The 11568-nt window shown below is 38.3% G+C and carries 10 protein-coding genes; 1 reads left to right on the forward strand and 9 read right to left on the reverse strand.

Translation table 11 applies throughout. The annotated features are described in order from the left end of the window. Positions 1 to 635: 635 nt before the first annotated feature. The 3 genes from P9B04_RS05675 to recD2 form a co-directional block, all read right to left on the reverse strand. A complete protein-coding gene (locus tag P9B04_RS05675; protein WP_342054033.1) occupies positions 636 to 1790 on the reverse strand; it encodes a ParB/RepB/Spo0J family partition protein in 1155 nt (384 codons plus the stop codon). Between the two features lie 4 nt (positions 1791 to 1794). Continuing rightward, the gene (locus P9B04_RS05680; protein ID WP_342054034.1) at positions 1795 to 2589 is read right to left on the reverse strand and encodes a ParA family protein; all 795 of its coding nucleotides are present in this window, start codon (positions 2587 to 2589) and stop codon (positions 1795 to 1797) included. Positions 2590 to 2710: 121 nt separating this feature from the next. Continuing rightward, the gene (gene recD2 / locus P9B04_RS05685) at positions 2711 to 4948 is read right to left on the reverse strand and encodes an SF1B family DNA helicase RecD2 (protein ID WP_342054035.1); all 2238 of its coding nucleotides are present in this window, start codon (positions 4946 to 4948) and stop codon (positions 2711 to 2713) included. 431 nt (positions 4949 to 5379) lie between these two features. Here recD2 and P9B04_RS05690 point away from each other — a divergent pair, with 431 nt between their 5' ends. Beyond that, a complete protein-coding gene (locus P9B04_RS05690) occupies positions 5380 to 5898 on the forward strand; it encodes a hypothetical protein (protein WP_287717312.1) in 519 nt (172 codons plus the stop codon). A gap of 86 nt (positions 5899 to 5984) precedes the next feature. On the opposite strand, the gene P9B04_RS05695 is transcribed toward P9B04_RS05690, so the two are convergent. Genes P9B04_RS05695 through P9B04_RS05720 form a run of 6 tightly spaced genes read right to left on the reverse strand, consistent with a single transcriptional unit; the run spans position 5985 to position 10329 of the window. Next, positions 5985 to 6521: a hypothetical protein gene (locus tag P9B04_RS05695; protein WP_287717313.1), complete on the reverse strand. Its 537-nt coding sequence runs from the start codon at positions 6519 to 6521 to the stop codon at positions 5985 to 5987. A gap of 21 nt (positions 6522 to 6542) precedes the next feature. Further along, positions 6543 to 6863: a hypothetical protein gene (locus tag P9B04_RS05700; protein ID WP_287717314.1), complete on the reverse strand. Its 321-nt coding sequence runs from the start codon at positions 6861 to 6863 to the stop codon at positions 6543 to 6545. An 11-nt stretch (positions 6864 to 6874) separates the two neighbouring features. Then, complete coding sequence (locus P9B04_RS05705; RefSeq protein WP_342054036.1) at positions 6875 to 7435, reverse strand: hypothetical protein; 561 nt, start codon at positions 7433 to 7435, stop codon at positions 6875 to 6877. Continuing rightward, positions 7432 to 8364: a hypothetical protein gene (locus tag P9B04_RS05710; protein WP_342054037.1), complete on the reverse strand. Its 933-nt coding sequence runs from the start codon at positions 8362 to 8364 to the stop codon at positions 7432 to 7434. Before P9B04_RS05710 ends, P9B04_RS05705 begins: the two co-directional genes overlap by 4 nt. A gap of 40 nt (positions 8365 to 8404) precedes the next feature. Beyond that, positions 8405 to 9208, reverse strand: coding sequence for a hypothetical protein (locus P9B04_RS05715; protein WP_342054038.1), 804 nt, complete (start codon positions 9206 to 9208; stop codon positions 8405 to 8407). Beyond that, a complete protein-coding gene (locus P9B04_RS05720; protein WP_342054039.1) occupies positions 9196 to 10329 on the reverse strand; it encodes a ParM/StbA family protein in 1134 nt (377 codons plus the stop codon). Before P9B04_RS05720 ends, P9B04_RS05715 begins: the two co-directional genes overlap by 13 nt. Between the last annotated feature and the right edge of the window lie 1239 nt (positions 10330 to 11568).

Here is an 11568-nt window from a genome sequence, read left to right on the forward strand (position 1 = left end):
GGGTTAGTCTAATTTGATATGTAAAGTTTTCTAAAGACATTCAACATTTCTGGTACAATACCAGAAATTATGTTGATAGAAGTAACTAAACTGAGAGATGCAAAAAGTTGAGTGAGAGTTTTTTTTTCTTTCATTGAAACTATAATATTCTCAAAGAATAAGGAGTAATTAACTTTGAGAATAGCAAAATATTTAAGAGAAAGTCCTTTAAAAAAGACTTAAGTTACTTAGGGTTTGCTGAAAAAGTTACTCAAGAATTTATGCCACTTTTGACCAAGAATTTTCGGTTCTACCGAACTTAGTGTGTAAAATCAAATAGTAAAATGCCAGTCGAGACTGTGGGAGAACTTTTAATGAGCGCACTGGCACTCCCTTTAACTTTATTGAAATTCCCACAGATATTTTGTTTTATATTCTTTTATGTCGATGCCACTTTTAACCATCCCGAAATTGCCAACAAGAAATACAGCAGTTTGCGACTTTATACAATACAAGAAGTTAAGGTGCGAAACCGTAGGAGCAGTTTTAGTTGTACTTCAATGACTCGCAAACTGCTGTAGCCATCTTCTGTCACTTTCCTATTAAACAAACCGCTAGAGGCACTCTTTTTCAAATCAAACTTCAGTTGAATTTCACTACAAAGGCAGTAAAATTTCTTCAATTTCTGCGAGTTTTGATTCTAATAATGATTTCAACTGTTTGAGTTCTTCAGACTCTGTTGTTGTTAAAGTTTCGGGAGTTAATTTTTGAATTTGAGAAACAACGGTTTTAATAGTTCGATTAGAGTTAGGAACTTGCTGATATTCATCTCGGATCTCTTTGACCAACCTACGAGTTTGACTAGCTGAAAGATTATCTTTCAAAACTTGCTGAGTTATTTTTTTTCTAATTTTATTAGATTCAGTAGATGATAAACCCAAATTTTTAGGGTTTAAAGTTTGTAAAGCCATTGCTTGGCTACCATTAAGACCTTTTTCTCGTATTGCTTGTTTAAGATCCTTCGACAGACTTAACATAGGAAAAATATTGGCATCAATGGAGGCTGGATTAAGTTGTAAATCTAGAAGAACCAATAAAATTGCTTTTTCCTCAGCTTTAACCTCTAATTTTGCTAAACTTATGGCACACTCATTGTAATCCGATGATAATAGTTCTGTTATTCTAAATATTTCTTTCTTTTTGTTCAACCTACGAATAGTTCTAGAGAGAATTCGGGGGATGTCTTGTTCTTGAATAGAGGTTTTGGAAACGATTTCCAAAAGAATTGCCTCGGCTTTATCTAAAGAATTTAAGTCTTCTCGATGGAGACTGGTTAATAAAGCCTTACGATGTAAATCTTGAGGTTTTTTTATAATAACGGACTCAATATGTTCCCATTGATTTTTTTTCCCTCCACGCCATCTTCTTTCTCCATCAAATATCAAATAATCATTCGCTACGGTTTCAATTAAAATAATGGGACTTAATTGTCCTTCTTTTGCTAAAGAAATAGCCATTACTTCAATACTTTCAGGTAATATTGTTTTTCGAGGTTGTTCAGGATTTGGTTTAATTAAATCAATTGGAACTAATTGTTTTCCCGATTGTTTCTCTAATTCTGTTCTTAAATTAACAATTGATTTTTCAACAGTTTCTGAATGAGTTTTACTATCTCTTAATTTGTTTATTTCTTCAGTTAATGTCTGAATTTCTCCTTGAGCTTTACTTAATTCTTCTTGAGTTGACTCAAGTTGTTGAGATTGTTTAGCCCCACTAAACCAGTTATCTACTTGAAATTGTTGACGAGTCATAATTTTAATTCTCTTTTTTAATTAAGTTAACTAAGTTGGAAACAATAGGTCTAAAATCCTTATTAGCAGGATGGGCTGGCCGATAAATCTGAAGTGGGAAGCCCATCCCACTAGCATTAACAAATTCGGTACTTTCTCTTACAGCATCAAAAGTCGGAATTTTCATGCTTTCTAGTTGTTGGGGTAAAGCCGATAAAATTTGCCGATGAGCAGCACGTTTTTTATCATATTGATTGGGAACAAAACCTAAAATCTCTGGATAGGGTTGAAGTCTCAAATATCGACAATGAAAATAATACCATTCCAATAATCTGGCCGATCCCTGTATCGATTTAGGTTCTACTTGAACTGGAACTAATATATGAGTACAAGCAGTTAAAGCGATTAGAACTAACGGGCCTAAAGTAGCGGGACAATCAAAAATAACTAAATCATGGTTCAACGGATAGTCCAATAAACAATCCTCTAATAAATATGCCCCTCGCTTGTGTAGAACTAATTCATCGGCTGTTTGTGTTAGAGTCATACCACCTTGACACACACTTACATAATCAGTCTTGTCTTTCCAACAAGATACTAATGGCCAGTTTCCTTTAAAATCTTCTTTTAAAACAGCACTTAAAGTTTCATTCGGTTCTGGCGATGGGAATCCACAAAATAGCGTCAGAGTTCCTTGAGGATCTAAATCCATTAAAGCTACTTTGTATTTATATTGTGCTACTGCATAAGCTAGATGAACTGCTAGAGTAGATTTTCCGCTTCCTCCAGCATTACTAATTATGGCTAGTCTAACTTGCATTTGTTAAGTTTCCTAAAGACCTATGAAGTTCATATATCGATATATGAATCATATATCAATATATGAAACTAATTGTAAAGAGTTCATTGTTATCTCCTAAGTTCCATATATCAACTTTTGTCTAAAAAACTTTCTCAGATAACCTCTCCACCAGTCTGGTATATCGCTGCCGACGATGACCTTGATTAACAGCAATACCGATCGCCTTTTTCTCCCCAACAATAAGGACCAGTTTCTTGGCACGAGTTAACCCTGTATAAATAAGATTCCTAGACAGCATGACATAATGGGACATTGAAATGGGCATAATCACAACGGGATATTCTGAGCCTTGGGACTTATGAATAGAAATACTCCAAGCTAACCCCACTTCATTAAGATCGGCAAAATCATATTCCACATCCTTATCATCTACAATTACAATCAGGGATTTTTCTATGGGATCGATGGACTTAACTATTCCCAAGTCCCCGTTATACACATCACGGTTGTAATCGTTTTTCAGTTGTATTATGCGATCGCCTACTCTTATAGTTTTACCCATAGCGGTAACTTCAGACTTATCAGGTGATGGGGGATTAAGAAGCTGCTGCAACACCTGATTAAGATTTCTCGTTCCAACCATTCCCCTAGTCATAGGACACAAAACCTGTACATCGTTCCTAGGGTCAAAACCCTGTTTGGGAATAAAATCGGTAAGTAATTTTGAGATCGCTTCTACGCTATTTTGAGGCTCACTTCCCCCAGGATGTAACAAACAATCAGACTTAGGATTAGCCGAAATAGGTTCTAGGAAAGGATATTGTCCCTGGTTTATTTGGTGAGCATTTTTTATAATGGCACTGGTCGCAGCTTGCCTGAAAACTTGGGTGAGTTTAACAACTGGGATTTTCCCTGACTCAAGTAAATCATTGAGAACTTTTCCTGGGCCGACACTCTCCAATTGATCACAATCACCTACCAGTAAAAGCTGACAATTAGGGGCGATCGCTTTAACTAAAGAATGTGCCAGAAACAGATCCACCATTGAAGCTTCATCGACAATAACCGCATCAAAGGGTAATGGGTTATCAGAGTTCCGTTTAAAACCCATTCTTTTTGGGTCGAAATCCAGTAACCTATGGATGGTTTTCGCTTCAAGTCCTGCCATTTCACCCAAGCGTTGAGCAGCCCTACCAGTGGGAGCAGCCAAGCCAATTTTTTTCCCCATGGCCTGCCAGAGAGAAACCATAGTTTTTTGCGTGAAAGTTTTCCCACAACCCGGACCCCCTGAAAGAAGCATCACCCGCTCAGAAGCTGCCTTGATTACTGCTTCTGTTTGTTGGGATGATAGTTTAATCCCTTTACTTTGGGTGTACCGTTCTATCCAATTCTTGACACGGGGTAAATCAACGGTTACAGGTTTTTCTATGTGCTTTAGTAATAGTTTAGCTAGATTAGCCTCTGTATAGTAAAAAGTAGGTTTGTAGCACAACCACATTTCTCCCTCTGCTACTTCTACTTTGAGTTCTTCGGTTTCTACCATTTCGGTAATGATTTGTTTGACAGCATCCTTGTCTGCATCAAACTCATCAAAACTTAGTAACTCAACCGACTCGTTTACCAATTCAGGCAAGGGTAAAAAACAATGACCATCTTCGGCTGCACTTGAGAGTATGTGCAGTAACCCTGATTTGTAGCGGTACTTTGACCAGGGTGATATGCCAACCTGTATGGCTATTTGATTGGCTGTGTGGAACCCTATGCCAAAAATATCTATAGCCAACTGGTAGGGATTCTCGCTCACAATGGCAATGGCGTTATTTCCATACTGCTTAAATATCTTAACGGCGTAGGTGGTCGATACCCCATGACCTTGCAAGAAAATCATCACATCTTTGATAGCTTTTTGTTGGGCCCAAGTATCTTGGATCATCTTGACCCGTTTCTTGCCGATGCCAGGAACTTCTACCAAACGCTCAATTTGATTTTCAATAATATCAAGTGTCTCTAATTGAAAATGGGCGACTATTCGACGTGCTGTTACGGGACCCACACCCTTAATTAGTCCACTTCCGAGATATTTTTCAATGCCTGTAATAGTTGCCGGCTTAGATTCAGTATAGTTTTTAACCTGGAATTGTTGGCCATGTTTGGGATGATCGTACCAATAACCCTTAACTGATAATGTCATGCCGGCTTGAATGTTTGGGAAGTTACCAATGATGGCTATCAACTCCCTCCATCCCTTCACTTGCATTTTAGCCACAGTGTAACCAGAATCAGGCGCGTGATATGTGATACGTTCGACAACGCCAGTCAAGGTTTCGTCTTTGCCATCAGAATAATTCGTTCTAGTGGGATTGGTAGTGGCAGCCATTTTAGGATCAAAACGTAGTAACTATTAGCTCATTTACAAGAAATATATAGCGTTTCTCGGACTCATGAGGTACACCTAACTTCTGCCTCCTGCCCCCTGCCTTCTGCCTCAAAGAGATAACTTCTGTACCTCACAAGTATGGGAACTGCTATAATGACTCCTGCTTAACTATTATACCTCAAAAAAGCTTCCCAATAATTCATCATAAATACCATCAATTAAAAGTCATTTAATCACCAAGATTTAAAATTATTTCTGTCTATTGATACAGCTTTGTTTATTAATCAACTATCATTGATCAAATCTACGAATTAATAATAGGTTGATTTCTACTTTAATTACCATTAAAATGTAAGTGTAGTTAATAATAAAACACTTCAAAAATGATTGACTACATAGTAAATTACGCCGCTATATGAGGAGTGAAAGTAATGCTTTTTTTGGTGCTACAACAGAAAAATTGGGCTGTTACTCGTTTAAATCATTTTTTAAACCAACAATTACCATCATCGGTTAAAGCTGATTCCGTTGAATTAACAGCGATTCTCGATATAAAAGATAGTGAGCAAGAAATCAATAATAATCTTGATAGCTATCTTAGTAAAGTTTGGAGAACAACTCAAAATGACTATCCTAAATCTGAGAAGGTTGAGTGGCAGAAAAATAGTCGTTCTACTGATGTCTGTGACGTAATTCAGTTAGAAGATCATCGAATTTTCATGATTGACAGTTGTGGGTTCCAACAACTGAATCAAGACCCAATTATTCACGTTGGTCAGGGAGTTTATCCTGAATGGGGGGATCCCGTCGATAGCTTTGATACTCTAAATCATCGGTGGGCAAGTGACACAGTGCTTGAGACAATTCGTATGAATTGGTACTATCTTGAAATCTGTGAAATGCTGAAATCACCTGGACTCATTTACCAACGCTTAAGAGGTTACCAATAAAACTTTGTAAAGTATCAACGATTGAGATAATCGAGAGAAAATACTAACCCCATCTAAGATCAGAAATGAGGTTAGTAAAATGTTTGTTATTGCTCTAAATCTAATTGTTGTCTTTGTTGTCGTTGTTGGGCAAAACAATATTCATCAATCAAATCATTGGTATAATCAACCATCTGTTGGGGGTTCATATTACCGTGTTGATAATGCCACTGTAGGAAGGGACTCTGAGATAATAACTCTGCGGAGTGTTCGATAGATTTTCCTTGTTGGAGTCCAAGAGTAAACACCATCCAGTCTAAGTTGCGACCAATAGGCTTATCTCCTTTAACTCCGTTGTAAACATCTTGCCAATTCTTGCAACTATCCCCAACCATTCCTTGTGCTATCTGGTAATATTCTTCTCGGATGCACTCAAGTTGTGTTTTTGGTTGTCCTGGTTGACCCCCATGAATAACCTCTTGTCCATCTAATTTTCTGTCCCCGTCGCTATCTTCAGCATAAGGATCTGTTCCGATGACCCTTTCTTCTCTATTAGTCAATCCATCTCTATCAGTATCGTAATTCATCCAATTAGGGTTAGAGCGGACTGTAGCATTTTCCTGATTAAAGATTTGTTTTTCCATTTTTGGCTCCTAGAAAATTAGTTACAAAATTGTTTTTTGCTGGCGTAATCGCAGATGATAGCAAAGGGTATGTTCAGAACGACAGACAATGCCTTCAGGTAGATTAATCCCTAGGGTTATCCCTATGGCCAAAGACCCAACAGAGATCGCACCGGCGACAAAATAGATATTGAGAAAAGTAGACCATTGCCGATGTACTCGTAATCGATGTTCGTCTCGTTGTTTTTCAAGGGCAAATTGCTGTCGTCCCACTTCGAGAAAATTGGCATTTTGGGAAACCGCCTTATATAGTTCATGCCCAAGGTAAGTATCAACCCAACTTTGCATGGGTGAATCTTTCATTGGTCGAACTTTTACTGTTGCCGGTTTTGATGCCGTTGTTGCTGGAGTTGTTTTTTGAGTTGAGGGAGTCGAGTGGGCATTGAAGCGCACCAATCCGAGAAGTCTTTGTCCAAGGGTTTTTTTGTCCTTTCGGCTGCTAAGATTTGGCTTCTGGCTTCGTTGGCGATGAGACAGACCAGTCCACTGTTGATCCAATGCTCTAGAGTCCTCTGCATTAGATAGGGTAGTTGTCGGCTTATCTGTTGTTGAAGTATGGCCATTTCCATCCCCATCTGTTGGCTGATCTGTTGGGACTTTTTTGTAGTATCGATCTCCAGAACTCGTTTTAACCCAGATGCAGATAATATGGACGGCACTTTTTCAGGGGACAATCCCTCTTTAAGAACCAGAATGCAACCAGTGTTAAATAGTTCACATTCAGCAGGGGTGAAGCCTTGCTTATTTTCCAAGCCAAACACGGTTAATATTTGGGTGACAGTGCCAATAGGAATGGCTTGGTTTAAGGTTTCTTCAGCTTTTTGGATGACCATAGACAAGGTTAAGGTTTGGGGTTGAGGTGAGTCAGACATCATCCCTCCTGTTCACCTTGGGGTAATTGAGCTTGAGGAGAAGACGAGAGTGATTCGGTAGGAGTTACGTCAATGACATAAGACCTACCCCCTAAGCCCATTGCTTCACGGTCTTTTCGCAACTGTTCTCGCACTTCATCCCAACGATCGTTCTCTGCTGCAAGTTGCTGCTGACCTTGTGTGTATGCTTGGTTAACTTCTCCGTTAAGAAAATTTTCTTTAACCTTACTCAGAAGCATTTGCCGATAAACCGTAGTCAACTCCACGGCTGTCTGAGTGCCTTCGTCTTGCATTAATCCCTGAATTTTTTGTGCATCCACCTGAGTTCTAGTTTGCATCCATTCCATCCCAGATGCTCCTTGGCTTACTCCGTAGTCCGAGGCGATCGCTGCGAAACTTTCTCCTTGATTCGTGACCCTATCTACCGCATCGAGAAAGCGATTAGCCATGTCTGGGTTATATTGAGGTTGTTCGCTTAAACCACAAACTTTCAAGAATTCTAATCCCCGTGTAATGGTCATGGGTTTATTGGTGAGTTGTTCGGCTAATCCTAAGAGAGCTAATAAAGAGACTGGTTCATTTACTCGTTGCGTTGATGTTGATTGAGCATTGGACGAGGGGAGATTTTCGTCTTCTACGAATGGGGCAAAAGATGAGTCATTATTCATTAAACTGATGACCTCATCCAAGGCTTCGGAAACGGATTGCCCCTCGTCCAAACTCTGTTGATAACAATCAAGTAAATTTTGACTATCCTTTTCGTCTGAACTCAAAGAATGATATTTATACAGTAAATTGATTTGTTCGGGGGAATATTCAGGTTGATTGGGATTTAGTTGAACTGCTTCGATATACTCATCTAAAGTTTCCGGTTCAATGCCCCACTCTTCGATAAGAGCTTCTTTGCTGTTATTCATACTCTGGGATGTCATAATCTTTTGTTCCTCCTATGAACAAATATTGTTGTAATTTTTAATTCAAATCGTTAAACTCTTGGGATAAACTTTGGGCAAAACCATCAAAGGGTCCTTCTTCATTGAGCCAGTCATCATCCTCTTCTTGAGAGTTACATGGTTGCTCATTGTCCATCGTTAGTTCAGGCTCTGAGGTAACATGAGCCGGCGAAGCTTTAGGCTGATTACTAACAAAGGTTTTCACTTGGTTTTTCTGGGGGTCATCACAGAAGAAACCCTTTAGAGGGAAACAAAAGCGGTTCTCCAGGAAATGTATATGCTGATGCAACAGATAGACACAATAAGACCCCATTTCCTTTTCTTGAGAAGAAGATAATAAACCTAGTTCTTGCCAAGCTATTGCCCCCCAAAAAGCCACACTAGGATAAAGCACTTTTCGATAATTGCTGAACAGAGTTTGATTACTTTGACAAAATTGGATCAATTCACCGTACCGTGTGCCAGTTTTTCCCTGGTATCTAAAGACCAACTCAGTTGGTTCTACAGCCATCTCTGGTAATAGTAATGAGGTTGTCCTTTCTGATATTGGGTCAAGGTTAAAATGAGTCACCAGATATTCAATTTGCATCAAGAGCTTATAGATAGCATCAGTAGCTTGACCATAAGCTTCCCACAACTCAAGAGTCCGTTGATAAGTAACATGAGCTATCCAAAAAGTTGTACTAGCTTCTAATAACATTTCTCTGAGGGTTTCGGGGGTGATAGATTGATAGTATTTAATCAATCCCCATTCAAGATTGGCTTCGTTAACCCTATGCTTAAACACATAACTAAATCGTTTTTCCTCTTTTACGCTTCGCATTTTGTTAGTTTCCCCCCCGAAAGTGATTGATGTTTTCTTAACAAATACTGTAGGTAAAAATAATAACCGTAGATATCCGTTAACCGATAACGGAACTGGTTATCATATTGATGAGGTTCTACCAGTTTTTTGACCTTATTTTCTAAGGAATCTGCCCAATGATATGATTGTTCAGAAAAGAAGTTTTCTAATTCTTTTCGATAGTAATTAGCGGTTCCTCCTGATAAGATAACCTCATCGACTGAAGGGAATTGACGACTAACTAACCAATTAAGCAGAATCTCTTTATACTGTTCACGAGCCATTTGAACTGCCTTAACAATTTCGGTTAATTCTTCTTTTCTTAGGGAGTCTGACTGACTTTTTAGTAATGATTTGAAGGGAGTTTTGTTGACGTTTCGTCCCCCTTGAATAATTGGCACAATCAACTCAGTCGCTTTCAATCCAGAGGTGGCTTCTTTCACTTTATTAATCAACCAAACAAACCCTAAATCCTCCGTTTCCCCTCTTGTCAGTTTCCCTCTTTCCATTAATAGATAGGAAACATTGCGATATCCTATCATTACCACCAAGAGACTTTTTGAGGCACTATGATTCTGCCGATTTCCCCCTCTTAGCAATACTCCAGACCCTTCTGGTAAACATTCAAAGAACTCAAGCTCGACTTGATAGGATTGATGCCGAAAGCTGAATTGAGACAACGCCTCTTTTAACACTGTCTTTAATTTGAGACGATCTTGATATTCGCAATAAGGCAACAAGATTCCTAACTTTAAGCCAAACTTTGACCTTAAGCGTTTCCTTTGTGCTATTGCCCCCACCATCCCTAATACTTTTGGTACTGCTTTCTCGTATTTAAGTTGTTTGAGATGGTCGTAACTATAGAATTGACTTCTAGCCACAAAACCCACAGCATAATATCCATTTCCGTATCCCACTATTGCTTCGTTTTCTGGGAAACTTATGCCGACACTTCCTTGTTCTAACTGCTCTAGAGAGGACTTGGACACTTTTACCAGGTCTGGCTCCATGGTCATTACCTGCATTTGTCCATCGGACAAGCTATATAACCCTTTGCTTAAGCTCGATGATGGGTCGAATACCAACGTTAAGCTTGACACCTCACTCCTCCTTTTCTCTGTAAATAATCAACGAAAAATTTCCTGACCGGCATACCATACAACCTTGAAATAAAGACAATACATTCTTTGCTGTCATTGATAGCCAAGTTAGTTTCTTGCTTGTGCCGAATTACCTATCAAATTTCTAGCAGCATTCGTCTTTAGCTGTTCTGAAATTCTTGTAGTCTTTTGACCACAGGTATTCTAAGACTGCTTAGTTCTTGACTTTTTTCAAAGAGTCACTCGCCAAAATAACTCTTCGATTTTTAACCGACTACCTATCGCCATTAGGTGACGGTTTTCATTTTGACAGTTGATTGTCTATTTATTTCAGTTGTTCTTGGTTGCCAGCCAGGATATAAAACAAAGTTCCTTTTTTAGATTTTTGCCGACTTTTTACTCTCCCCAAAAAGGGACTCAGACGAGTATTTTTGTCTAGCTACCTTGGGTTGCTCTGCTGTGAGATAGAACTCCATTCTCTCGGTCAGGTTGGGATTCGTAATCGATAATATTATTACTGGAATGCCTGACTCGTTTTAATTGTTGTCCATTCAAACATCAGATGGATTTTATCCTAGCAACTCTTTTTTTAATCGTCAACCCTTTTTCTCAATTTATTTTAGACATCTTCTTCTCTTCTTCTTTTGGAAAACTTCCTCTATCTTTTGAGCCTAACTTGAGCTACTTTTAATTTTTCAGCAGGAGAATTATACGAGAGTTTTACGAGAGTTATCAATCAAAAGAGTTTTGAGAGATTCTTTAGAGATTTTAAGGAGACTCTTAGGAGAGCGTAGGGAATGACTCTCAGAAAAAATCTTCTCAAATTATAGATTTTTCTTATCATTTTAACTCCGAACTAACTTCAGAGAGTTTGAAGATATTTTTGGGAGATTACTGTGAGATTAATCAGAGAGTTTTTGACATAAAATACTACGGTTATCTCGATACCCTCCTTAATTTCACCCTATTTCTTTCCCTCTATTTTCTACGCACATAAGTCTATTTTTACAAAAAGTTCTATACTGGATAGTAAGCCATTTTCAACTTTTTTAAAACCAGTTGAATAACAATGTATTTCGTTTATACAACATTCTAATACTCTGTCATAAAATTTGATAAATAACTCAGCTTTAATTTTCCATTGTTTAAGCCCAATTGTCCATTAATCAGAATTGATCGCTGATTATTATAGCATTTCCCACAGTTATGAGGTACAGTAACAGCAATGAGCAAACCAGT

The sequence above is a fragment of the Crocosphaera sp. Alani8 genome (genome assembly GCF_038442745.1).
GTDB lineage: Bacteria > Cyanobacteriota > Cyanobacteriia > Cyanobacteriales > Microcystaceae > Crocosphaera.

Bases quoted from the DNA above. Each gene is read 5' to 3' on its own strand.
- P9B04_RS05675 (WP_342054033.1), bottom strand. From the start codon at position 1,790: ATGACTCGTCAACAATTTCAAGTAGATAACTGGTTTAGTGGGGCTAAA.
- P9B04_RS05680 (WP_342054034.1), bottom strand. From the start codon at position 2,589: ATGCAAGTTAGACTAGCCATAATTAGTAATGCTGGAGGAAGCGGAAAA.
- recD2 (WP_342054035.1), bottom strand. From the start codon at position 4,948: ATGGCTGCCACTACCAATCCCACTAGAACGAATTATTCTGATGGCAAA.
- P9B04_RS05690 (WP_287717312.1), top strand. From the start codon at position 5,380: ATGCTTTTTTTGGTGCTACAACAGAAAAATTGGGCTGTTACTCGTTTA.
- P9B04_RS05695 (WP_287717313.1), bottom strand. From the start codon at position 6,521: ATGGAAAAACAAATCTTTAATCAGGAAAATGCTACAGTCCGCTCTAAC.
- P9B04_RS05700 (WP_287717314.1), bottom strand. From the start codon at position 6,863: ATGAAAGATTCACCCATGCAAAGTTGGGTTGATACTTACCTTGGGCAT.
- P9B04_RS05705 (WP_342054036.1), bottom strand. From the start codon at position 7,435: ATGATGTCTGACTCACCTCAACCCCAAACCTTAACCTTGTCTATGGTC.
- P9B04_RS05710 (WP_342054037.1), bottom strand. From the start codon at position 8,364: ATGACATCCCAGAGTATGAATAACAGCAAAGAAGCTCTTATCGAAGAG.
- P9B04_RS05715 (WP_342054038.1), bottom strand. From the start codon at position 9,208: ATGCGAAGCGTAAAAGAGGAAAAACGATTTAGTTATGTGTTTAAGCAT.